The 22,279-nt window shown below is 68.8% G+C and carries 18 protein-coding genes, 1 pseudogene and 1 riboswitch; of the genes and pseudogenes, 1 reads left to right on the top strand and 18 read right to left on the bottom strand.

All coding sequences use genetic code 11. From position 1 onward, the window contains the following. Window positions 1-324: 324 nt before the first annotated feature. The 10 genes and pseudogenes from rplT to Q4A20_RS03095 all read right to left on the bottom strand — a co-directional run bounded on the left by rplT (window position 325) and on the right by Q4A20_RS03095 (window position 8,419). On the bottom strand, window positions 325-705 hold the full coding sequence (rplT, locus tag Q4A20_RS03140) for a 50S ribosomal protein L20 (RefSeq protein WP_303120182.1): 381 nt from the start codon (window positions 703-705) through the stop codon (window positions 325-327). A gap of 30 nt (window positions 706-735) precedes the next feature. Beyond that, window positions 736-930 (bottom strand): 50S ribosomal protein L35, encoded by a 195-nt coding sequence (gene rpmI / locus Q4A20_RS03135; RefSeq protein WP_303120180.1) that lies wholly within the window; start codon window positions 928-930, stop codon window positions 736-738. Between the two features lie 256 nt (window positions 931-1,186). Further along, window positions 1,187-1,696 (bottom strand): annotated as a pseudogene (gene infC, locus Q4A20_RS03130) (translation initiation factor IF-3); the annotation flags it as partial. Between the two features lie 284 nt (window positions 1,697-1,980). Further along, window positions 1,981-2,736, bottom strand: a complete 756-nt coding sequence (locus Q4A20_RS03125; protein WP_303120200.1) for an SseB family protein — start codon at window positions 2,734-2,736, stop codon at window positions 1,981-1,983. Between the two features lie 87 nt (window positions 2,737-2,823). Next, window positions 2,824-3,567: a bifunctional 1-(5-phosphoribosyl)-5-((5-phosphoribosylamino)methylideneamino)imidazole-4-carboxamide isomerase/phosphoribosylanthranilate isomerase PriA gene (gene priA / locus Q4A20_RS03120; protein ID WP_303120178.1), complete on the bottom strand. Its 744-nt coding sequence runs from the start codon at window positions 3,565-3,567 to the stop codon at window positions 2,824-2,826. Window positions 3,568-3,619: 52 nt separating this feature from the next. Further along, on the bottom strand, window positions 3,620-4,285 hold the full coding sequence (gene hisH / locus Q4A20_RS03115) for an imidazole glycerol phosphate synthase subunit HisH (RefSeq protein WP_303120176.1): 666 nt from the start codon (window positions 4,283-4,285) through the stop codon (window positions 3,620-3,622). Between the two features lie 58 nt (window positions 4,286-4,343). After that, window positions 4,344-5,195, bottom strand: a complete 852-nt coding sequence (locus tag Q4A20_RS03110; RefSeq protein WP_303120173.1) for a hypothetical protein — start codon at window positions 5,193-5,195, stop codon at window positions 4,344-4,346. Next, on the bottom strand, window positions 5,195-5,794 hold the full coding sequence (gene hisB, locus Q4A20_RS03105) for an imidazoleglycerol-phosphate dehydratase HisB (protein WP_303120170.1): 600 nt from the start codon (window positions 5,792-5,794) through the stop codon (window positions 5,195-5,197). Before hisB ends, Q4A20_RS03110 begins: the two co-directional genes overlap by 1 nt. Continuing rightward, on the bottom strand, window positions 5,791-6,966 hold the full coding sequence (locus Q4A20_RS03100) for a histidinol-phosphate transaminase (protein WP_303120167.1): 1,176 nt from the start codon (window positions 6,964-6,966) through the stop codon (window positions 5,791-5,793). Before Q4A20_RS03100 ends, hisB begins: the two co-directional genes overlap by 4 nt. 256 nt (window positions 6,967-7,222) lie before the next feature. Continuing rightward, the gene (locus tag Q4A20_RS03095; protein ID WP_303120164.1) at window positions 7,223-8,419 is read right to left on the bottom strand and encodes a cobalamin-independent methionine synthase II family protein; all 1,197 of its coding nucleotides are present in this window, start codon (window positions 8,417-8,419) and stop codon (window positions 7,223-7,225) included. Window positions 8,420-8,427: 8 nt separating this feature from the next. Beyond that, a riboswitch (SAM riboswitch) is annotated at window positions 8,428-8,529 on the bottom strand. A gap of 131 nt (window positions 8,530-8,660) precedes the next feature. On the opposite strand from Q4A20_RS03095, the gene Q4A20_RS03090 reads away from it, so the two are divergent. Next, a complete protein-coding gene (locus Q4A20_RS03090; RefSeq protein WP_303120161.1) occupies window positions 8,661-11,006 on the top strand; it encodes a RecQ family ATP-dependent DNA helicase in 2,346 nt (781 codons plus the stop codon). A gap of 60 nt (window positions 11,007-11,066) precedes the next feature. Here the strand turns inward: Q4A20_RS03090 and Q4A20_RS03085 are convergent, their stop codons facing one another. From Q4A20_RS03085 to Q4A20_RS03050, 8 genes are all read right to left on the bottom strand, one after another. Then, window positions 11,067-12,602 carry a Tat pathway signal sequence gene (locus tag Q4A20_RS03085; RefSeq protein ID WP_303120160.1) on the bottom strand — a complete coding sequence of 512 codons (1,536 nt, stop codon included), beginning with the start codon at window positions 12,600-12,602 and terminating at the stop codon, window positions 11,067-11,069. Window positions 12,603-12,708: 106 nt separating this feature from the next. Continuing rightward, a complete protein-coding gene (locus tag Q4A20_RS03080; protein WP_303120159.1) occupies window positions 12,709-14,625 on the bottom strand; it encodes a DUF2334 domain-containing protein in 1,917 nt (638 codons plus the stop codon). Next, complete coding sequence (gene wecB, locus Q4A20_RS03075; RefSeq protein WP_303120157.1) at window positions 14,626-15,840, bottom strand: non-hydrolyzing UDP-N-acetylglucosamine 2-epimerase; 1,215 nt, start codon at window positions 15,838-15,840, stop codon at window positions 14,626-14,628. It lies immediately after the preceding gene. A gap of 47 nt (window positions 15,841-15,887) precedes the next feature. Continuing rightward, window positions 15,888-16,595, bottom strand: coding sequence for a hypothetical protein (locus tag Q4A20_RS03070; protein WP_303120156.1), 708 nt, complete (start codon window positions 16,593-16,595; stop codon window positions 15,888-15,890). Further along, window positions 16,592-17,971 (bottom strand): glycosyltransferase family 2 protein, encoded by a 1,380-nt coding sequence (locus tag Q4A20_RS03065; protein WP_303120153.1) that lies wholly within the window; start codon window positions 17,969-17,971, stop codon window positions 16,592-16,594. The genes Q4A20_RS03070 and Q4A20_RS03065 overlap by 4 nt, the downstream gene beginning before the upstream one ends. Continuing rightward, window positions 17,968-18,240, bottom strand: a complete 273-nt coding sequence (locus Q4A20_RS03060) for a hypothetical protein (protein ID WP_303120152.1) — start codon at window positions 18,238-18,240, stop codon at window positions 17,968-17,970. Before Q4A20_RS03060 ends, Q4A20_RS03065 begins: the two co-directional genes overlap by 4 nt. A gap of 243 nt (window positions 18,241-18,483) precedes the next feature. Next, complete coding sequence (gene hisD / locus Q4A20_RS03055) at window positions 18,484-19,842, bottom strand: histidinol dehydrogenase (RefSeq protein WP_303120150.1); 1,359 nt, start codon at window positions 19,840-19,842, stop codon at window positions 18,484-18,486. Window positions 19,843-19,851: 9 nt separating this feature from the next. Then, window positions 19,852-22,269, bottom strand: a complete 2,418-nt coding sequence (locus Q4A20_RS03050; RefSeq protein ID WP_303120148.1) for a glycoside hydrolase family 3 N-terminal domain-containing protein — start codon at window positions 22,267-22,269, stop codon at window positions 19,852-19,854. Window positions 22,270-22,279 lie beyond the last annotated feature (10 nt).

Here is a 22,279-nt window from a genome sequence, read left to right as displayed (position 1 = left end):
GTCCCCGCCGGCCACAAGTCCTCGTCAGCCTCAGAACGTCCGCGCAGGCCCCACGACGTCACTGCCCGGACGCCCGAGTACGACCTCCTCGTCCCGAGCACGACCACCCGCCGGCCCGGTGCACACCGAACAACGCACCTAACACGACCACCCGCGGGCCCGCACCACCACACCCCAAACGCGAAGAGCCAGATTACCGGGAACAACGAGACGGCCCCTCACCGTGCCCCGCCGCTCGGCGGGTTCATGGGTGAGGAGCCGTCTCAAGCCTCGCGGCCGCGCGTGGCGAACGGCCGCGTCCGACGGTGTCGGGCGCCGACTGGCTCAGGCCTTGGGAGCGTTGACGTCCGCGGGCAGAGCCTTACGGGCGGTCTCAACCAGCGTCTTGAAGGCGGCGGGCTCGTTGACGGCCAGCTCGGCGAGCATGCGGCGGTCAACCTCCACGCCGGCCAGGCCCAGGCCCTGCATGAACCGGTTATAGGTCATGCCCTCGGCGCGGGCCGCGGCGTTAATGCGCTGGATCCACAGGCGACGGAAGTCGCCCTTGCGCGCCCGGCGGTCACGGAAGGCATACACGCCGGAGTGAGTGACCTGCTCCTTCGCCTTGCGGTACAGGCGGGAGCGCTGCCCACGGTAGCCGGAGGCCCGGTCGAGGACGGTACGACGCTTCTTCTGGGCGTTAACAGCCCGCTTCACACGTGCCATGTGATGACTCCTTGTTGTGTTGTGGGCCGATCAGCGACCGAGCAGCCTCTTGACCTGGCGGGTGTCGGCCGGGGCGACGACCTGGTCCTGGGACAGCCTGCGCTTGCGGCGAGAGGACTTGACCTCCAGCAGGTGGCGCTTGCCGGCCCGCTCCCGCATGAGCTTGCCGCTACCGGTGACCCGGAAGCGCTTCTTGGCACCGGAGTGCGTCTTGTTCTTCGGCATGTTTATTTCCTCTTCTCGGTCCCCGACGCCGGATGGGCCGGGGGCTGCGAACCTCGTCGGATGACGAGGCTGGGTCTGTTACGCCCGCCTTCGACGAGCCACTGGGCGGGCGAGTTCACTCACCCTCGGCGTCGGGGGCCTGAGCCGCCTTCGCCTCCGCTTTGGCCTCACGGGCCGCCCTGGCGGCCTGCTTCTCAGCTCGGCGGCTGGCACGTGCGGCCTCGCGACGGCGACGCTGGTCGGACTTGACCTCCGCCTTCTTACGGGTGGGAGCCAGGACCATGACCATGTTCCGGCCGTCCTGGCGGGGGTGGGATTCGATATTGCCCAGCTCGGAGACCTGCTCGGCCACGCGCTGCAGCAGTCGGATGCCCAGCTCTGGACGGGACTGCTCGCGGCCACGGAAGCGGACGATGCATTTGACCTTGTCCCCACCCTTGAGGAAGCGCTCGACGTGCCCCATCTTGGTGGCATAGTCGTGCTCGTCAATCTTGGGACGGAACTGGATTTCCTTGAGCTGAGTGTTTGCCTGGTTGCGTCGAGCGTCACGTGCCTTCATGGCCGACTCGTACTTGAACTTGCCGTAGTCCATGAGTCGGCACACCGGGGGGCGTGCGTCAGGGGCGACCTCTACGAGGTCCAGGCCGGCCTCTTCGGCCAGGCGGAGGGCGTCCTCTACCCGGACGATGCCGACCTGCTCACCGCTGGGGCCGACCAGCCGCACCTCGGGGACGCGGATCCGTTCGTTGATACGGGGCTCGCTGATGACTGTTCCTCACTCTTGTCAGTGGTTACCGTCGCAACGAAGAAGGCCTTCGCCGCATACGCGCACGAAGGCCCCTCATGTGCTCATAAGAGCACGGCCGCGAGGATCACTCCCCGCATGACCCGGCCCCTTTGAGGGACCCAGGTGGGATTACTCCGCTTGCGTGCCGGAGGTATGACTCCGGCCGGTTGATGCTGGAGTCTAGCAGCTTCTTCCCACACCACGTCACACACGAGCCACTGCTGGAACGTGACGGTGCCCATAGGAGCCCTGGGAGTTCGCCGTCAGGCGGGCACCGGGCACAACTCCACGGTGTCGATGAACTCGCCCCAGGCGGGATTGACCATTACGTACTGGCACTGCTCCAGCGCGGCTGCAACGGCGGGCGTGCCCGACGAGGCGTCCACGCGGATGAACACGCGCAACTCGGCAGTCTCCCCCGGGGCGAAGGCCACCCCGGTAACACCCTCGACGCTGCCGAGCTGGGAGGCCACCTCCGCCTGCACCGGCTCGTTGCGCCACGAGGGGATCCACTCCTCTCCTCCGGCCAGAGCCACCACCGCGGGACGCGGCAGGCGCAGGTCGCGGGTGCCCGGATCCAGCACCCACAACTGATCGGTACTCAGGCAAGCGACCTGGGCTGCTCGCTGCGGCGTGACCGGTACGGGACGCACGTCCGCGCGCCAAGCGGAGACGGCAGCAGCGGAGGTGAATACCGGCAGCGCCAGGTGACCGTCGTCGAGCCGGACTGCCAGATCCACTGCGTCCTCGGCTGCGTCAGCCGTATGCGGTTCGTGCGCGGGAACAGCGAGAGTGTTCTCACCCAGACGGATACGCGTGGGTCCGCCGACGGCGTGCGCGGCCACCGGCACGATCAGACGGCTGGCCGTCAATGCAGCGAGCAGCCGGTCCAGATATTCGTGCCGCGGCAGGCCCTGCTCATCCAGAGCGGCCGCCACGGCGGGATCTGCGGAGCCGTCGTCTGCGGCGAAGGGTGTGGGGGCGGCCAGCAGCCGCTCCAGCCGGTCGCGGGCGGCCATCGCGGCGGCCACCTGCAGGTCTTCGGGCAGGGGCGAGGCCGCACCGGCTGCGGGCAGGTCCGGGGTGTGGGGAGTCTGGGACATGAGTTACCGCTCCTGAGTAGGTCGGCTCTCGTCACCGCAGAGGGTTAACGCCTCCTGGAGGGTGAAGTTACCGTTGTACAGGGCCTTTCCGACGATCGCTCCCTCCAGCCCGTATCCCTCCAGGCGCGCCAGGGCACGCAGGTCGTCCAGGTGGGCGATGCCACCGGAGGCGACCACAGGAGCGGCGGTGCGCTCACAGACCTCGCGCAGCAGCTCGATATTGGGTCCCATGAGGGTGCCGTCCTTGGTGACGTCGGTGACGACGTAGCGGGCACATCCGGCGGCGTCCAGCCGCTCCAGGGTCTCCCACAGGTCCCCGCCCTCCTTGGTCCAACCACGGGCGGCCAAGGTGGTCCCGCGCACATCCAGGCCGACGGCGATCTTGTCGCCGTGTTCGGCGATCACGCGTTCAGTCCAGGCCGGGTCCTCCAGTGCGGCCGTGCCCAGGTTGACGCGGGCGGCCCCGGCGGCCAGGGCACGCTCCAGCGAAGCGTCGTCGCGTATGCCTCCGGAGAGCTCTACCTTCACGTCCACCTCGCCGACGATGCGCGCGAGCAGTGGGGCGTTGCTGCCGCGTCCGAAGGCCGCGTCCAGATCCACTAGATGAATCCAGGCGGCGCCGGCCGCCACCCAGTCCCGGGCGGCATCAATGGGACTGCCGTAGTCGGTTTCACTTCCGGCTTCGCCTCGTAGCAGGCGGACGGCCTTGCCGTAGGCGACGTCGACGGCCGGTAGAAGAGTGAGCATGGGCGTCTCCTTGAATTGAGTTCGCGGCGCACTTCGGTGCACGGCGGAGGGATCAGAGGGTAGTCAGCCAGTTGCGCAGCAGCTGCGCTCCGGCGTCACCTGACTTCTCGGGGTGGAACTGGGTTGCGCTCAGGGCACCGTTCTCGACGGCGGCCACGAAGTCCTCCCCGTGCGTGGCCCAGGTCGAATGGGGCGGGCGGGTCCGTCCCGGGCCGAGCAACTCGGCGGGATCGGTCTTGGCTGCGTATGAGTGCACGAAGTAGAAGCGCTCGGAGCCGTGGGTGCCACCCAGCCCGTCGAACAGGACGGTGTCGGCCGGAGGACGTACCTGGCTCCAGCCCATGTGGGGGACGATCTCGGCCTGGAGGCGGGAGACGGTGCCGGGCCACTGGGCCAGGCCGGGCACCGACTCATCCTCAGTGCCCTCGGCATGCTCGGTCGAGGCTTCGAACATGACCTGCATACCCACGCAGATTCCCAGCACCGGCCTGCCCCCGGCAAGCCTGCGGTCGATGAGTCGGGGTGCATCGACGGCGCGCAGCTGCTCCATTACCGCCGCGAAGGCGCCAACCCCGGGGACGACGAGCCCGGCGGCGGCCTCTACGGCGGCCGGGTCCGCAGTCAACTCGACGATCGCGCCGACACGCTCCAGGGCGCGCACGGCCGAGCGCACATTGCCACTTCCGTAGGCCAGGACGACGACGTGTGGTTGCCTCACGATCACACCCTACCCACGCGCGGTACTGATAACGCCATCGGCGTCAGCTACCGTGTTGTCAGTCGGCTTCACTGCCACCGCCGCTGCCGCGCGGCCGCATGCCACGACCCAGCCAGCGCATGATCCGCCCGGGCTTTACCTCAGTGGTTCTAATCGCACCCGGCACGTCCTGCACCCGGGTGGCCCCGAACAGGATGTCCTCAATGCTCTCATCCAAGTCGGGTAGCAGTACCCCGGGGCTGATCTCCTCCCCGGCCGCACCGTTGCGATAGTGACGGACGGTGATGGTGCCCGACAGTCCGGACTCGACGCCGGCGTCGGTGGCCAGATCCGCGGTCACGAGCACCACGCCGGCGCGGCTCAGGCGAGACAGGACCCCCGCCAGTTCGGCCGCCTCGGCGGGCTCGGTATCGGCACCACCGAGCAACTCGGCGATATCCCACTCGGCGTGCGCGGACACGAACTCCTTCACGGCAACCGCTCCTGAGGCGGTGGGCACCACCGTGCACTCCAGGCCACTGGCGGCGCACAGCGCGGCCAGCGCCTCAGCACTGGCCAAAGGGGTGAGCACTAGGGCGATCTTCACGGCCCTCGGACCGCCGGCAGTCCCCGAGTCGGAGCCGAGTGCAGACGTAAAGGCTTCAAGTTCAGCGAGTTGTTCGGGGGTCAGGCGCTCCTCGCCTTTGGAGTCTGCGCCGCCGCGTTCTCCGTAAACGTTGTGGGGCACGTCCCTGGGTGAAACGGGACCGTCCTGCTCGGTGGGCGCGTCGGGTCCGCCCGCGACCGACTCACCGTCAACATCCGGTTGCACAGGCAGTTCGAGCCCTTCCACAATGGCGGCGAACTCGGCATCGAGGTCCGGGTCCTCATCGCGTCGGCCGCCCGGGCTGACGTTGTGGTCGTCATGCATCACAAAGCCCCCTTAGTAGAGGGGATGTCGTCGACACGCGGGTCCGGTTCAACGGCCGCGCGCAGGGCGCGGGCCAGAGCCTTGAACTCGGCCTCAGCGATATGGTGGGGGTCACGCCCGGAGATCACGCGCACGTGCAGGCAGATGCCGGCGTGGTAGGCGATCGCCTCCAGGCAGTGGCGAACCATAGATCCGGTGAAATGCCCCCCGATGAGGTGGTGCACGAAGGCCTCGGACTCCCCGTCGTGCACCAGGTAGGGGCGGCCGGAGATGTCGACGACGGCCTGCGCGAGGGCCTCGTCCAGGGGCACGAGCGCGTCACCGAATCGTCTGATGCCGCGCTTGTCGCCCAGCGCGGTCTTCAGGGCCTCACCGATGCAGATAGCAGTGTCCTCCACCGTGTGGTGGACGTCGATGTCGGTGTCTCCACTGGCGCGTACCGTCAGGTCGATCAGCGAATGCCTGCCCAGGGCGGTGAGCATGTGGTCGTAGAAGGGCACCGTGGTGGAGATGTCGGTGCGTCCGGTCCCGTCCAGGTCGAGTGCGACCACGACGGAGGACTCGCTGGTGGTGCGTTCAATGCGGGCCGTGCGGTTCATGTGTTGCTCTCCTTCGCATCGCTCCCCCTGGTCACGCCCACGAGCGCATCACGGAAGCGTTCCATCTCCTGCGGCGTACCGACGCATACCCGAAGATACCCGTCCGGACCGACAACGCGAATGAGGACGCCCCGCTCCAGCAGTCCCTGCCACACCGCCTCACGGTCGGCGAAGGGACCGAACAGGACGAAGTTGGCGTCGGAGTCGTGGGCGGTCCAGCCGTTGTTGCGCAGCCATGTCACCAGGCCGTCGCGCTCGTCGCGCAGGGAGGCGACCTGGCTCATCAGCTCTTGACGGTGGTCCAGGGCTGCCAGGCCCACCGCCTGGGAGACGGCGGACAGGTGATAGGGCAGGCGCACGATGCGCAGCATGTCAATCATTTCGCGGCAGGCAGCCAGGTAGCCGAGCCGCAGCCCGGCCATGCCGAATGCCTTGCTCATGGTGCGGGTGACTGCCAAATGCGGGTAGCGGGCCGCGCCGTCGGCAGCGGTAGCCTCCAGCAGCTCCAGTGCGCTGGGGGTGCCCGGTCGGCGGAACTCCGCATAGGCCTCGTCAATCACCACCACGCAGTCCGTCCTGCCCGCACCGACACCGGTTTCACTGGGACCACGCCCGCGGGCCGCCTCCAGGATTGCGGCGACGTCGTCCAACGGCAGGGCGGTTCCGGTGGGGTTGTTCGGGCTGGCCAGTATGACCACGGCGGGGTGCTCGCGCTCAATGGCCGAGGCGACGGCGCCGACGTCCAAGGTGAAGTCCTCCCGCCTGACACCGGTGAGGTAGCGAGTAAAGGTGTTGCGGGCGTACTCGGGGTACATGGAGTAGGTGGGGGTGAAGGAGAGGCAGCTGCGTCCCGGCCCGCCGAAGGCCTGCAGCACATGCGCCATGACCTCGTTGGAGCCGTTGGCGGCCCAGATCTGCTGCCAGTCCAGCTTCACGCCGGACTCGGCGGCCAGGTAGTCGGCCAGGGCGGCCCGCAGCACGGGGAAGTCTCGCTCCGGGTACCGGTTCAGGCCTGTCGCGGCCCTGCCGGCCGCGGCGGCGATGTCAGCCACGACGGCGGAACTGGGCGGATAGGGGTTCTCGTTGACGTTGAGGCGCACCGGCACATCCAACTCGGGCGCGCCGTACGGTTGGCTGCCCTGCAGATCGGGCCGCAGCGGAAGAGAGGTCACGGGGCGAAAGTCTACGCGGTATCACCCAAGTCGCCTGTGTGTCACGACCGCATCCGGCTCAGGTGGGGGGATCATGAACTCCCCCCGCGTCAAGATGGTTGAGCGCATCACCGAGTACCGCGGTGGAGACCACCGGCAGATCGATCAGACGGCCACGGAGCGCAACTCACGGCTGAAGTCCATTACGGGCACGGACACCGCAACTATGTGTACCCCCGGCGGCCGCACGCTAGGGTGCGGCCGCCGGGGGAAGGCTTCAGAAACGTGCGGAGGCCAGCCGGGCCCCCTCGGTCAGCGAGGCGAGCTTGGACCAGGCGATCTGGGCATGCACGCGCCCACCCAAGCCGCAGTCGGTGGAGGCGACCACGCGCTCAGGTCCCACCAGCCGGGCGAAGCGCTCGATGCGGTCGGCAACCAGTTCGGGGTGCTCCAGCACATTGGTGGCGTGGGAGACCACGCCGGGGATCAGGTACTTGCCGTCGGGCAGGGGGGTGTCCTGCCAGATCTTCCACTCGTGCTCGTGGCGCACATTGGCGGCCTCGAAGCTCAGGCCGCTGGCGTTCACGGACAGGGCCAGGTCGACGATCTTGTCGAAGCCCAGATCGGTGGAGTGCGGCCCGTGCCAGGACCCCCAGCACACGTGGTAGCGCACCTGGGCGGGGTCGATGCCCTCCAGGGCATGGTTTAGGGCCTCAATACGCACCGCCGAGAAGCGGCGGTAGTCCTCCAGGGACGGCTCGGTGATGAACTGATCCCAGGACTCGGCCAGATCGGGCGCGTCGATCTGGACCGTGAGCCCGGCGTCGGTGATGGCCCGGTACTCCTCACGCAGAGCTTCGGCCCAGGCCCACACGGCGGCCTCGTCGTCCTCGTAGTAGTAGTTTCCGACGCGGGCGGCTGAGGCCGGGCTGACGGAGGCCACGAAGCCCTCGCTCAGCGGCTTGCCCGCCCGCTCCAGCCCATGGGTGAGGGCGGCTATGTCACGGGCGACGACTTCCTGCCCGGTGTAGCGGATCTCGCCGGTGACCACCGGGAACACCCAGGGCTTGCGCGTGGCCAGGTGGATGCCGGAGGTGGGGTCGGCGTAGGCATCGGCGAAGGCGACCCAGTCGCGACGATCGGTCATGGCGTCAAGCTCAAGCTTGCCGGCGGGGGTGGGCTTGCGCTCAGGCAGCTGCTCGAGCAACTCCAGGCCGCTGAAGCGGCTGAAGGAGTAGGACCACCAGGCGCCGTAGTCGACCTTCTCGGTCATGGCGTGACCGTATTCGCCGTCGTTGACGACCGTTAAACCGGTCTCGGCCTGCCGGGCGACGACGGCATCGGTCTGCTCGTTGACGACCGACGCCAGTGCGGCGTCGTCGAGCGTGCCGGCCGCATGGGCTGCGTTGGCCTCTAACAGTGCCTCGGTACGGGGCAGGGAGCCTACATGGGTGGTGCGGATTGACGTGGCCATTTCAGGTCCTTCCATCGGTCCTGGCGGGAGCACCGCACCGCCGGACACCGCCGACGGCGTGGTTGCTGCGGCGTCGACGAGCCAGGTCTCTCAGCCGCTCTGGATGGTGCACGCACACCATACCAAGATTCCGCCGTCCGTCTACGCCGATGGCCTGTCCGTGCCGTCACCGGCGGGACATGCGGGCCACCGACTGGGCCGGTGGGCCACCACGAACGCGGTACGGGTTAGCGTGGCCACCATGCACCTGCCCGTCTCGCCCCGCAAACCCGCCGAACCGGATTCCGGCCCGGCCGCTTCCGGGCCGGCGGCTCACGTCCCCATCCGCGAGCGCGCCGAGGCGGTGCTGCGTGAGCTGGTCGGCCGGGCGGATGCCCGGCTGCATGCGGATCAGTGGCGCGCTATTGAGGCATTGGTGGTGCAGCGGCGGCGGGCGCTGGTGGTGCAGCGGACCGGCTGGGGCAAATCCGCTGTGTACTTCGTGGCAACCGTGCTGCTGCGGGAGGGCTGGGGCTCCTGGCGGCCCGGCCTGCCCATCCCCGCCCCCGGGCGGCGTGCCGGAGCCGGTGCGACGGTGATCGTGTCCCCGCTGCTGGCGCTCATGCGCGACCAGGTTGACTCCGCCCGCCGAGCCGGTATCAACGCCCTGACCATGAACTCGGTCAATGCCCCGCAATGGCCTGTGATTGAGGCGCAGGTGCGGCTGGGCGAGGCGGATGTGCTGCTGGTGTCCCCCGAGCGGCTCAACAACCCCGTGTTCCGGGATGAGGTCCTGCCCCGCCTGGCCGCGGACGCCGCCCTGGTGGTTGTCGATGAGGCGCACTGCATCTCCGACTGGGGCCATGACTTCCGCCCTGACTACCGGCGCATTCGCACCCTGCTGGCACAGCTGCCGCCGAGTACTCCGGTGCTGGCCACCACGGCGACGGCGAATACCCGGGTCACCGCCGACGTCGCCGAACAGCTCGGATCACGAGGGGCGCAGCCGGCGGGTCGGGCCGTTGCTCCGGCCGCGGATGCCGCCACCGACTCCGCCGACGTACTGGTGCTGCGAGGAACGCTCGAACGCGCCTCCCTGCACCTGGGGGTGCGGCGCCTGCCGGATGCCGCCGCGCGCCTGGCCTGGCTCACCGACTACCTGCGAGCCACTCCCGGATCCGGAATCGTTTACTGCCTGACCGTTTCCGCGGCCGGGGAGGTAGCCGAGCAGCTGCGTGAAGGGGGCCTGGAGGTGGCCGCCTACACCGGCCGCACGGATGCCGCGGAGCGGGAGCTCCTGGAGGAGAGCCTGAAGACCAACCGGGTCAAGGCGCTGGTGGCCACCAGCGCGCTGGGCATGGGCTTCGACAAGCCGGATCTGGCCTTCGTGGTGCATGTGGGGGCCCCGAGCACGCCGGTGGCCTACTACCAGCAGGTGGGTCGCGCGGGGCGCGGGGTCGACCGCGCCGAGGTGATCCTCCTGCCTGGGGCCGAGGACCGTGCCATCTGGGAATGGTTCGGCACCCAGGGCTTCCCGCCCGAGGCGGCGGTGCGCGCGGCGTTGGCCGCATTGGAGGAGGCCAGCACGGCCGGAACCGGGCCGCTGAGCACGAATGCGCTGGAGACCGTGGTGCCGCTGCGCCGGACCCGTCTGGAGTCCATGCTCAAGGTCCTTGACGTCGACGGCGTGGTACGGCGCGTGCGCGGCGGCTGGGAGGCGACCGGGTGCCCCTGGGCGTACGACGCACCGCGGTACGCGCGCGTGGAGCGGGCACGGCTGGACGAGCAGGACTTGATGGTGCGCTATGAGTCCCTGTCCGCACCCGACTGCCGCATGGCCTTCCTGCGGCGGGTGCTGGACGACCCGGAATTGCGCGACGGCTGGAGGTGTGGGGCCTGTGACCTGTGTGGTGGCCTGCAGCTGCCTGCGGCACCGGGCGAGACGGAGATCGCCGGCGTCCGCCGGGCACTGGCCCGCGTGGGAGTCACGATCGAGCCTCGTAAACGCTGGCCCACCGGCATGGACCGCTTGGGACTGCCCGAGTTCAGAGGCCTCATCGCTGAGGAGGATAGGCACAAGCCCGGGCTCGCGGTCGGACGCCTGGACGGGTTGGGGGTCTCCGGTGCGCTGCGTGACTTGTTCGATTCCGACACGGACGGCGAGGTGCCGCCGCCTCTGCGCGCTCCGGTGCTGGAAGTGGCCGGCCGGCTGGGCAACGAACTGCACTCGGCATCCGGGAACGACGACGTCACGGCGGCCCCGAACCAGCTGGGGGTGGCCATTGTCGACTCGCGTACACGCCCGCGACTTCTGCGTCACCTGGGGCGGGCGCTTAGCCATCACCTGGGGGCCGTGCCACTGGGCGTGGTGGCGAGTGGCGGCACGCCCGGCAGACACGACGTCGGCTCCGCCTTCCGACTGGCAGACGTCGCCCGTCGCCTGACGCTGGATGAGTGGTCCCCGCGGGCGCTGGCACGCCTGAAGGGTTCCCACGTCGTACTGGTGGACGACTGGACCGACACCGGCTGGACGCTAACCGTGGCTGCCATGCTGCTGCGCCGGTCCGGGGCGGCGCAGGTGCATCCCCTCGTGCTGGCGCAGCGCTGATCCACGCCTCACCACCTTACCCTCCGGGCCCGCACCGTCCGCTGCACCCATGCAGGCCGGCTAGGCGTCATCGACACGCGCCGCCGCCACCAAATCCTGGGATACTGTCCCGGATCCGCCCGTCTGCGCCGCCGAGTCGGAGGCGGCTAGTCCCTCATCCTGAAGGTAGTACCACCACAGCGGTGCAGCCCAGGCACGCCGCTGGCCGAGGGCGACGGCAGTCAGATGTCGGGCAACTGCCTCACGGCCCGCCCCGGTATCGTCGGCGGAGCCGAACCACCAGGGCCCATCGTCCAGGTCGGGGGCGCCGTATCCCAGTTCGGTGAGCGCCGTGGGCCTGTCTCCGGCGACGCGTTCCAAGGCCCTCAGCACGCGCCGGGCGCCGGCGCCCAAGGGATGCCACTGCGGATAGACGGAAAGCCCGACTATGTCAGTAAGTTCGTCCAACTCACCCTTCAGGTTGGTGGCGGCCCAAGACATGACGGACTCGGCCGCTCGCCCCTGGCCGAGCTGGTAGTACAAGGTGAGCACCCGGGGCGCGGAGGCCGTTGCCGGGGCGGCGGCCAGCGCTCGGGCCGCTTCCAGGGTCCGCTCCACGGCTTCCGGGCCGGTCCACTCCCCTGCGAGCTCGTTACCGATCTCCCAGGCGTCGGCGTCGGGGAAGGCGGCGATTAGACCCGCGATCCGCCGTCCCCAGGAATGCTTGTCGAAATCGGTGAGCGTCTGTGAGTCGCCCACCTGCACCATGATCTGGGCTCCCGCGCCGTGGAGCTCGGCTGTACATCTGCGCCAGCCCGCCATCTCCTCGGAATCACCCGTGTCGCCGACCACGATCCGCACCAGCGACTGACGTCCGGCTGCGGTCAGTCTGGCGACGGCCTGCTCCGCCTTGCCCGGCTGGGGCACGGCGGTGAAGGTCACCCCCAGCATTGCGTCGTCGGGTCCGAGCCGGGCGGCAGCCTCGTCTTGAGCTAGTTGTGCCGCAGTCGCCGCCTCCAGGGCCGAGTTGGCCCGGGCAGCGCGCTCCACGGGAGTCGCCGCCGCCTCACAGTGCTTCAGGGCCTGTGCCGTCCGGTTGCGCAGAGCGTCGATGTTCGCAGCGTCGCTCGCGGCGGCCGACCGCAGTTGAGTCTGAATCTCCACCTGCGCCTTATGCAGACTGCGTGCGGCGAGTTCGGCCAGGGCATGGCGCCCCGGTCCGGGCAGGTCCGCGAAAATGGCCGAGTAGCCGTGGCTCGTCGGCCATGACAGGGTCAGGCAGACCGAGCCGGACGCGGGCAGTTCCAGGGCCGCGGTGGACTCGGTATGCGTCTGCAGGGGCGCCAACTCGATCAGTTCGAGGGTGGCGGAGTCCAGCAGGGCATCGTCACGAGTGTCCGCGCGCGCCCCGTTGACCTGTCGGTTGACCAGAGCCTGGAGGTCCAGGAGTTTCCCGTCGGGGCCGGCGACGTCGAGCAGTACCCGCCCGCCGCCTCCTGCCACGGCCGGGGAGGCGGCGGCCCGAACGCCGGTCTGCAGCCGTAGCGCGACAGTCGCCGCCGCCGTCAAGGCGGCTGTCCCGGCCACCAGCAGGCCCAGCCCTCGGCGCCGCGACACGGATGCGGACCGCGTTGGCTCCCCCGGGACGGGTGGGCGGCGTTCCTCGGGGGACCCGTCGACTTGGCCTCGTACGGTTTGCATCGGCGTCCTCTCAGCTCGGCGCTCAGCTCAACTCGGTGGCGGTCACGAAGGTGTACCCCTCCGCCCTGATGCCCTCGACGACCTCCCGCAGCAGCGAGACGTCGTAGTAGGGGTGGAAGAAGAAACTCGCGGTCGCGTGAGTGACCACCAGATTCGCGTGCGCCGCTGCCACAATATCCGCAGGCAGGCGCGGCGGGTGCTGGTTATAGGACTCCAGTTCCACGTTGCCCAGGTTCTCGGGCAGCACGTGCGTGCCGTAAGGGTCGTTCACGGAGTAGGGGAAGAACTGCCCGTAGTAGTCGAAGTCCCCTCCGTCACGACCGGTGAGCAGGCCCGCGTGTAAGAGTTCGCGCTCGTATCGCACCTGGTAGACCTGGTTGATGCCGTGGTAGGCGGCGGCCGTGGCCGCGTAGTGGGGAGTTTCGAACACCGTCGGCTCCGGCAGGCCCACCTGGGTGAAGACGGCCCGCCCCTCGAGCACCTCCCGGGTGGCCCAGGCGGCGTCGGTGCCGGGAAGCTGTCCGCCGATCTGTACCCATGAGTCGTTGGCGCAGGCAACCGCCGGTGCCGTATTGTCATTGGTCTCGGTGCACCAGGAGCGAATGAACTCGAAGTCGTCCGTGCTGACTGCGTTGTACGGGTTACTCAGGGTGGAGAACTGATGCCGGGTGCCGTGCTGGATCAGGGTACCGCCGTTGGCCACCGCATGGCGCAACACCTCGACCAACTCCGGATTGTCCGCCAGAGTCAGAGTCTCGGAAGCACCGGCGTTGTAAACGCCGCTCGGATCGGTGTACACCGGCACCACGGCGATCTGGAATGGGACCGCGGCCCCGACCAGGTAGTCGACGATCGTGCGCAGCTCGGCGCCCGTGGTGGCGGGGCTGACGTCCTCAATGCGCACGGCCGCCTGTCGCGAGGTCGTCGCCCCGGGCTGGAGGGTGTCGAGCACAATGTCTGCGGCCGCCAGGTAGCGGTCCGTCTCGGAGATGTAGGACAGCGCTACCTCACCGATGTAGGTGAGGTTCGCGGACTTAACCGCCCAGGGGAATGAGCTGCCGGCCGACTGGGCGACCGGGGCGCAGTCGACGGCGGCGCCGGCGGTATCGGTGCACTGTGCCGTTCCCAGGACGGTGACGTCCTGCGCCCTGATGATGTGGGGGGCGGTGATGCCTCCGGTATTCAGGGCGTTGCGGCTCAGGGACTGCCCGTTGTAGGTCACCGAGGTGACCCTGTCGGTGGAGTCGATGTAGGAGTCGGCGGCGTCCCATCCGTAGCGGGTGACGAAAGCGGCGCGGTCCTCGGCCTTGGCCGTGAGCTGCCAGATGTTGAACCCGGACCACAGGACGGGCACGTCGCCGGTGAGCACGTCGTCGAGGAAGGCCTGTGGCAGCGGCTCGTCATAGGTGGAACCGGAGTAGATGACCGCGGTGAAGGAGCCGGCCAGTCCCGCGACATAGTCCGTCACCGGCATGGCGGTCACCGTGCCCGAATGTGAGGCCAGCATCCCCATGCCCAGGGCGTAGTACTCGCCCAAATGCGCGTAGGCGCCCGTCGAGTCGAACAGGACGAGAGTCCGGGCCGGGCCCGCCTGCTCGGTGGAGAAGGTGCGGGCCGAGGCCGGCACGGCTACGTCCGCAGGCAGTTCGCGTACCTGCGGCTGCGCGGCGACCTCCACCGGTCGTGCCAGTTCCGCACCGTCGACGACGCCCGCGGCTTCGAGCGGAAGAATCTGCTTTGCGGCCGCCTCCGGCTCCGGCGGCGCCTGGACCGGCGCCTCCTGGGTGGCGTCAATGGGCTGGGCCGCGGCGACCGGCACAGCGGTCTCCGCCGCCGCGGGGGTGAGCGGCGCGGATCCGATTTGCAGCACCAGGGCGGCCGTGGCCAGCAGGATGCCCAGCGGAGCATGGCGGCGGCGCTTCAGGGACAGGCGTTTCATTCAGTTCTCCTGTGGGTCGGGTACGGAACGGTCGGGTTTGAAATCGGCCAGGCGCCGACCGACGCCGGTCAGCGCCGCCATGGCGGCGACGATGCGAGCACAGGCCCGGCCATCGCCGTAGGGGTTCACCGCAGCCGCCATCTCGGCGTAGGCGGTGGCGTCATTCAGCAGACGGTCTACGGAGCCGAAGATGGTCTGTTCCTCGGTGCCGACCAGTTTGGCCACACCGAAGTCGATGGCCTCGGGGCGCTCGGTGTTCTCACGCATGACGAGGACCGGTTTGGACAGCGCGGGCGCCTCCTCCTGCACACCGCCGGAGTCCGTCAGCACCAGGTGGGAGCGGTTCATGAGTGTGCAGAACTGTCCGTACTGGAGCGGCTCGGTGACGACGACGTTGTCCAGGCCCTCCACCTGTGGCAGCAGAGCCGAGCGCACTCGCGGGTTGCGGTGGGTGGGCAGGACGATCACGTCATCGGGGTGGCCGCGGGCGATGCGGGCGAGCGCCCGCCCGATTCCCTGCATGGGTCCGCCCCAGGACTCACGCCGATGCGCGGTGACCAGGACGATGCGCCTGCCGGGATCGGCGGTGGCCCGGGCAAGCGCGGGGTCGCTGAACGGCACCGGCCGTTCAACGGCCTCCAGCAGCGCATCGATGACCGTGTTGCCGGTCACGACCACGGCGCCCGGGTCGGTGTTCTCCCGCAGCAGGTTGTCGCGAGCCAGGGCGGTCGGACACAGGTGCAGGACCGTTACCTGCGCCAGCAGGCGCCTGTTGGCCTCCTCCGGGTAGGGGGAGGCGATGGAGCCCGTACGCAGGCCGGCCTCGACGTGGACTACCGGCACCCGCTGATAGAAGCCGGCCAGTCCTGCGGCGAAGGCCGAAGTGGTGTCGCCCTGAGCGACCAGTAGGTCCGGCCGGTATTGCACGATGGCGCGTTCGACTCCTTCGAGGGTGCCCACGGTGACCTGGGTGAGGGTTTGACCGGGCCGGTGGATGTCGAGATCGGTGTCCGGGATGATGTCGAAGAACTCGTTGACCTGATCGAGCATTTCGCGGTGTTGGCCGGTCACAACCACGACCGGTTCGAAGCGCTCGTCGCGTTGCAGGGCGCGCACGAGCGGAGCCATCTTTATGGCCTCGGGGCGGGTGCCGTATACGAGCATGACGCGCCGGGGCGCACCGGTTGCGAGATCGGGGGCGGCATGGCCGGTCATGTTTCTCCTAAAAAGGTTCAGGGCGGATGGGGGCGATGGTCCCGGTGTCAAGGTATGACCGGGCTGACGGTGACTTCGATGGCCGCATCTTCGGTGTAGGCGGCTACCGGGCCGAAGCTGTAGGGGGCGTCGGTGTCGGAGATCGTCACCAGGTCCTCACCGTCCACGGCGATGTCGGTGACCACTTCGCCGGAGGCGGTCGTGTCCACCCTGACCGTCACCTGATAGGTGCGTCCCACGGCGAAGTCAGGGGTGGCGCCTGATGCGAGGAACTGCTGTTTTCCGGGGTAGGCGGGATTCTGCTTGGATACCTCCCATCCGTTGGGCTTGAGTACGAGTGCGTAGAAGTGGTCGTTGTCCTGGTAGCTCCACAACAGCCACGCCACTTCCCAGGGGTTGGGGGCACCGCCGCGCCGAAGCTGTTTACGGGTCAGGAGGGTTGCCCGGCAGACGGTGACCCGTCCCGCTTCCACGGTAACCGTCTCCGACGTGGCCAGACCCGCATGGGTCTCATCGGCACGGGTCGCCACTGCGGGGCTGAGCGTGACCGTTTGGGAATTGCACGAGGCCGCCCCGTAGCCGTCGAATACGAGCCGCCAATCGGAGCAGTTCATGCCCTTTCCCTCTCCCCCAACGCAGGTGACCGCCGTCAGTACGGCTACGACAGTGACCGTCAACAGGGCCGCGGGCAGCTTCACCGCCCGCTGTCGCAGGAATTGCCTGCATCTGCCGATCATGTCCGACTTGAGCCTCATGGGCGTCCCTCACCGAGGGAAGCGCCGGGCAGAAGTGCTCCCGGGGCTCGCGCGGCCTCGCGGGCGGTCTTGGCCCAACCGGAACGGCCGAGCATCTCCCGAACCAGTGCCCGCCATCCATAGACGCCTGACAACAGGCCGTACGCGACGAAGACATGACACCACGCGATGCAGCGAAGCGGACCGGTTCCCTCCTTACGCACATAGCGCCAGTACACGAATGCATAGAGGTATGAGGGGCCGAAGGCAAGTAGATACGCCACGGGCACCCACGACCATGACTGCGGGACCCCGTGCAGCACGTTGTCCAGGCACAGGCACAGCATCAGCGCAAAGGACACGGTCAGCAACGAGCCCACGATGAGCAGATAGGGGCTGAGCACCTGCCAGAGGGTGTCGGCGCGGGCGCTGCCGCGCAAGCGCTGCGCAATGAAACCCAACAGACCGCGGGCCTGCAGATTGCCCTGGAACCACCGGGTACGTTGACGCACCAGTCTGCGTAGGGAGGTCACGCCCTCCTGATGCACCGCCGCCTCACCCCGGTACTCGTTAGCCCAGCGCGTGGCGTTCAGACGAATACCCAGGTCGAAGTCCTCGGTCAGGGAACGGGTCCACGGATCGTTCCCCAAGGCGTCCAGGGCGGCCAGGCGCACGAACTGGGCATTGCCGCCCATGCCGACGCTCCCGAGGCGACGGCGCGCCTGCTGGAAGATCGATGTGAAGGTCACGAATTCAATGTCCTGCATCCTCGCCAATAGGGAGTCGTGACGGTTCGAAATGCGCACACCGAGTTGAACCGCGCCCACGGCATCTGCGCGAAACGCCCGCCGCACGATACTCCACGCGGAGGGATCCAGGTGTCCGTCGGCATCAACCACGCCGACGATGACGCGCTCGGGATCCGCATCCCGATAGCGTCTGCGGACGATCCCGACGGCATGGTTCAGAGCCTCGCCCTTACCCTTGCGGGCATTGGGCGGTTCTCGGCGCAGCAGTCCCACTCGTGGGTCCCCAATAGCGCGAACGATCTCGCTGGTGGCGTCGTCCGATCCGTCGTCGATCACGAGGATGAACAGCCCCGGGTCGGGTTCGGCCAGGAGCCGCTCGACGGAGGGGCCGATCACCGCCTCCTCGTTGAGGCACGGCATGAGTATGACGATCTGCATGGGCCCGGTCATGGGCGTATGCGGCTGTAGGCTGCGGCCCCTGCCGCGGTTTCGCCGCCCGGCCAGCGTGTACGCCGCGCAGGCAAGGGCGAGCAGGTAGGTCAGCGCCACCGCCACCATGACCAGGGCCGCCGTCGAGCCGACCAGGTCGAGGCAGGCCGCGAGACCCGAGAGATCCCCGTCGTGTCCGTAGTAGGCCATGAGGTTCATACCGCCACGGTTCCAGATGCGTGCTCCGAGGGCTGCTGCGCCACAACGTCGATGGGCGTGCCGGCCCGGACCCGCCGCGCCGATCGGCGGCGGACCACCATGCCACTCACGACACCGTAGGCGTTGAGGATCGCGAACACCAGCGCGATCAGTAGAAAACCGAATCCGGCGAGGTCCAGCAGGACCCGGGCGAGAGCGGCCAGGCCGCAATGGAGCCCGCAGCTACTATTCGCGGGCAGGAACTCGACTGAGAACAGCGGATAGAACATGACAACCCGTCAGTGGCAGGGAATCAGGGCACACACAGCTGACGACCGCGGCGGAGCCACAGGGCATCAGCCGTGCCGCGCGATGCATGTGAAACGTAGTGTAGCACCAATCAAGCGCAGATACTTTCACGAACACATTCTGACAACATTGACATTGATCACATCCGATACAATTCGTTCTAACCTGCTAGTTGAATGCACTCTCGAATGTGCCAGGCGAGAACCTGTTTAGCGTCTCCTGATTTAGTTCAGTCGGGCACGTACGGCCTCACCGTGGGCCGGCAGATCCTCGGATTCGGCCAGTACCGTCAACGGCGCGGTCATGGCTGCCAGTGCGTCGGCGTCGTAGTCGATCAGCTGGACGGGTTTGAGGTAGGCCATCACGTTCAGCCCGGCCGCGAAACGGGCCGTACCACCGGTGGGCAGTACGTGGTTGGAGCCGGCCAGGTAGTCGCCCAACGGCACGGGTGAGTAGGGACCCACAAAAATGGCGCCGGCGTTGTGAATGCGACGCGCAATCGCGGCGGCATCGACGGTCTGGATCTCCAAGTGCTCGGCAGCGTAGGCCTCGGCCACCGACACGGCCTGCTCAAGGTCACGCACCAGCACGATCGCAGACTGAGCCCCAGTCAGCGCCTTACGGGCGCGCTCACGGTGACGGGTGGCCTCCAGACGCCGTATCAATGCAGCATCCACGGCATCGGCCAGCTGTGGGGAGTCGGTGATGAGCACGGAGCCGGCGTTGGGGTCGTGTTCGGCCTGCGAAAGCAGGTCTGCGGCTACATACTCGGGGTTGGCGTCCGCATCGGCGATGATGGCGATCTCCGTTGGCCCGGCCTCGGCGTCGATACCGACGACGCCGCGTACGGCGCGTTTGGCGGCGGCGACATACACGTTTCCTGGTCCGGCCACAACATCCACCGGCTCGCACAGGGTGCGCCCGTCACCGCCTGTGGCCAGGGAGTCGGCGCGGTCGACGTCGTCGGCGGCATCGGCACCGTAGGCGAACATGGCGATGGCCTGGGCGCCGCCGACCGCGTAGACCTCGGTTATGCCAAGCAGGGCGCAGGCCGCCAGTACGGTGGGGTGCGGCAGGCCGTCGAACTCCGCCTGCGGCGGGGAGGCCAGGGCGATCTGCTCCACGCCGGCCACCTGTGCGGCAACGGCGTTCATCACCACGGAGCTGGGGTATACGGCCAGGCCGCCGGGTGCATACAGGCCGACGCGGCGCACGGGGATCCAGCGCTGGATGACGTGGCCCCCGGGGATGATCTCGGTTTCGCGTTCGGCGGGCAGTTGGGCGGTGTGCCCGGCACGGTTGTGGGCGATGGACAGCTCCAGTGCCTCGCGGACCTCGGGGGCCAGCCGCTCGAGCGCCTCCCGCAGGGCGGCGGCGGGCACAAGCAGGTGGCGTGGGCGCACGCGGTCGAATCGCTCGGCGGCATCGCGCAGTGCCGCGGCGCCGCGGTCCCGCACGTCGGCGATGGTTCCGGAGACGGCCTCCAGGGCCGCGGCGACGTCCTGGTCGGCGCGCGGCAGGACCGCAGCCAATTCACGGGCGGACAGGTCGGTCTCGCGCAGGTCTATGCGGTTGAGGAGCATGGGTGGAGCCTACCGGCTCCGGTAGCGGCGGGTACGATCGTCCTCGATGACCCCGGACCAGCTCAGGCCATGACCGAAGACGTAGGCGTTGCCGGCGGCGTCGGTGTAGGCCGCATAGTCGAAAGGCAGGTCCTCGCAGTGCCGCTCCACCGCCTCCATGGAGGCCGGCAGCGTGACCGGCAGCAGGCCGCTGGGCTCGAAGTCCCCGGCGAGCAGATCCCACACGGCCTCCTGCTGCACCCCGAAGTCGACCACGATCGCGTCGGCGTGGGGCTCGAACTCGGCGGGCACAAGCGGGTTGTGCAGGCGTACCACGACTACCACAGGCCGATCCCCCATCAGCTCGCGGGCGCTGAGAACCGCGTCCAAGTCGCTCTCGTTGGCGGCCCGGTTGGTCTTGCCGCGGTAGCCGCGGTCGCCGGTCTCGCGGAAGTCGCCCGCCGCCAGCGAGCGGGCGCGGGCGGCGGTGGCCGTATAGGGCCGGTACTGGAGCGTTAGCGGCAGATAGCCGTTGCCGCCGGCGTCACGATCCACCGTCGAGTAGGGGTTGGACAGGGGAGACTCGATGAAGACGACGGCGGCGTCGGCATCCCGCGGGTCGGTGACGCGCTCGTAAGGGCAGGCTGCGGCGTCGAAGGGGTCGATATCGCGCGCGGGCTCTTGCCCGCGCATGAAACCTGGCTGGGCCTCCAGGTGCCGAGTGGGCACCCACACGCGGTGCACGCGGGCCCCGAACGGCAGGACGGGCGCGGCATGGTCTGCGACGTCGTCGGAAGCGACTACGGCGCGGCGATTCTTGAGCAGTACCAGGCTGTCGCGCTGGGCGGTGCGCGCAGCGGCGGCAAAGGCCTCACAGCCGACGACGGCGGAGGACTCCTCCGGATCCAGGTAGGGGTTCTCGAACAGGCCCGCACGGAAGAAGACCCGCAGCAGGCGGGCCGCGGAGGCCTCGAAGCGGGCGCGGGCCGCCGCCTCGCCGTCGCGCACGGCAAGACGGCGGTAGGCCTCAATGATCGGAGCGGCCTCGCAGTTGCCACCGAACTGGTCGATTCCGTTGTCGATGGCCAGCAGATGGCGTGCAGCCACATCCAGATCCTCCACGCCATAACAGCGCTGACCGAAGTGGTTGATCTCCGGGTCGGGGTCGGCGGTGATGCCCCAGTCGGTGCACACCACCCCGTCGAAGCCGTGGCGCTCGCGCAGCATGTCGTGGACGATGGCGCGGCTGTAGGCGTTGGCGCGCGGCGGCATCGAGTCGGAGGCGGCGTCCGTGTTGAGCACCCGTCCATCGGGAGTCCGATAGTGCCATGAGATCGTGTAGTAGGGCATGACGGCGCCGGCCGATCCGGTGGGGCCCTCGAGGTTGAAGGCGGTCTCGAAGGCGCGCAGGTGCTCGGTCTCGTTGCCGCCGGGGTAGACGGCGAACTTGCCGAAGCCGTAATGGGCGTCGCGGCCGCCCTCGCCGGTGCCGCCACCGGGCCAGTGCTTGACCATCGCGGAAACGGACGCACTGCCCCAGCCGGGATCGGCCACGGCGGCGGTTACCGGCGGCAGGTCGGCGTCGGCCGGGGTACTTGTAAGGCCGAAGGCGGCGCCCTCACCACCAACGGGAGTGGTCTGCATGCCGTCGCAGTAGGCGCGGGTGTAGTCCGCCACCAGGCCGGAGTGCGGCCCCCAGGTGTCCTGCAGCCGCATCCAGCGCGGGTCGGTGGCGATGTCGATCTGGGGGCCGAGCGCGGTGGTGATGCCCAGGGCGCGGTACTCGCGGGAGATGATCGCGGCGTACTGCCGCACGCGCTCGGGATCGAACAGGGCGGCCATGCCCAGTCCCTCCGGCCAACGGGAGACGTCGGCGGCAGAGGTGGCGAACTCGGCCCCGGAGGCGTCGGCGGCGCCGTTGCGCGGGTCGGTGGAGGTATTGACCGGCACGCCCAGCGGCTCGGCCTCCGCGAGCGCCTGCATGGCGTTGTTCCAGCGGGCGGCGGTAGCCGCATCCTGGAGGGTGAAGGCGAGGACGTGGCGGACGTGGTCGGCGGTGAGCATGGTGCGCTGCTGGTCGGTCAGTGCCCAGGCGGGCACGCCGGCCTCCGGGTAGGGGCGGCCGCCGTAGGTGCCGGCGAAGGGGCCGACTCCGGGGTTGGGGACGGGCTGGTGGGGCGAGTAGAGCATCAGGCCGGCGATCGCCTCCAGGCTCAGGCGGGAGGCGAGGTCGGCGGCACGCGCGGCGGCGGGCAGCCGCCAGTCCTCGTATGGCAGCAGCGCGCCGGTACGGGCCAGGTCCTTGAACAGGTGTCCGTCGACCTCGATCACGGGAGCCGAGGTGACCCCCAGGGTGGGGCCGTCGGGCTGAGGATGGAGCGTAACCAGGGGCTCGACGTCGCCAACGGCGGTGGGCGAGTCGGGGCGGGATGTAGGTTCAGTGGTCACGAGTGCTCCT

Origin of the sequence: Actinomyces sp. (assembly GCF_030530635.1) — a bacterium.
GTDB lineage: Bacteria > Actinomycetota > Actinomycetes > Actinomycetales > Actinomycetaceae > Actinomyces.
Note: the sequence above shows the minus strand (reverse complement) of the source record. Positions and strands in the feature narration are given on the sequence as shown.

What these genes read in the sequence shown, in the direction of transcription:
- rplT (WP_303120182.1), bottom strand. Translation starts at nt 705, where the DNA reads ATGGCACGTGTGAAGCGGGCTGTTAACGCCCAGAAGAAGCGTCGTACC.
- rpmI (WP_303120180.1), bottom strand. Translation starts at nt 930, where the DNA reads ATGCCGAAGAACAAGACGCACTCCGGTGCCAAGAAGCGCTTCCGGGTC.
- Q4A20_RS03125 (WP_303120200.1), bottom strand. Translation starts at nt 2,736, where the DNA reads ATGGCCGCCCGCGACCGGCTGGAGCGGCTGCTGGCCGCCCCCACACCC.
- priA (WP_303120178.1), bottom strand. Translation starts at nt 3,567, where the DNA reads ATGCTCACTCTTCTACCGGCCGTCGACGTCGCCTACGGCAAGGCCGTC.
- Q4A20_RS03110 (WP_303120173.1), bottom strand. Translation starts at nt 5,195, where the DNA reads ATGCATGACGACCACAACGTCAGCCCGGGCGGCCGACGCGATGAGGAC.
- hisB (WP_303120170.1), bottom strand. Translation starts at nt 5,794, where the DNA reads ATGAACCGCACGGCCCGCATTGAACGCACCACCAGCGAGTCCTCCGTC.
- Q4A20_RS03095 (WP_303120164.1), bottom strand. Translation starts at nt 8,419, where the DNA reads ATGGCCACGTCAATCCGCACCACCCATGTAGGCTCCCTGCCCCGTACC.
- Q4A20_RS03090 (WP_303120161.1), top strand. Translation starts at nt 8,661, where the DNA reads ATGCACCTGCCCGTCTCGCCCCGCAAACCCGCCGAACCGGATTCCGGC.
- Q4A20_RS03080 (WP_303120159.1), bottom strand. Translation starts at nt 14,625, where the DNA reads ATGAAACGCCTGTCCCTGAAGCGCCGCCGCCATGCTCCGCTGGGCATC.
- wecB (WP_303120157.1), bottom strand. Translation starts at nt 15,840, where the DNA reads ATGACCGGCCATGCCGCCCCCGATCTCGCAACCGGTGCGCCCCGGCGC.
- Q4A20_RS03070 (WP_303120156.1), bottom strand. Translation starts at nt 16,595, where the DNA reads ATGAGGCTCAAGTCGGACATGATCGGCAGATGCAGGCAATTCCTGCGA.
- Q4A20_RS03065 (WP_303120153.1), bottom strand. Translation starts at nt 17,971, where the DNA reads ATGAACCTCATGGCCTACTACGGACACGACGGGGATCTCTCGGGTCTC.
- Q4A20_RS03060 (WP_303120152.1), bottom strand. Translation starts at nt 18,240, where the DNA reads ATGTTCTATCCGCTGTTCTCAGTCGAGTTCCTGCCCGCGAATAGTAGC.
- hisD (WP_303120150.1), bottom strand. Translation starts at nt 19,842, where the DNA reads ATGCTCCTCAACCGCATAGACCTGCGCGAGACCGACCTGTCCGCCCGT.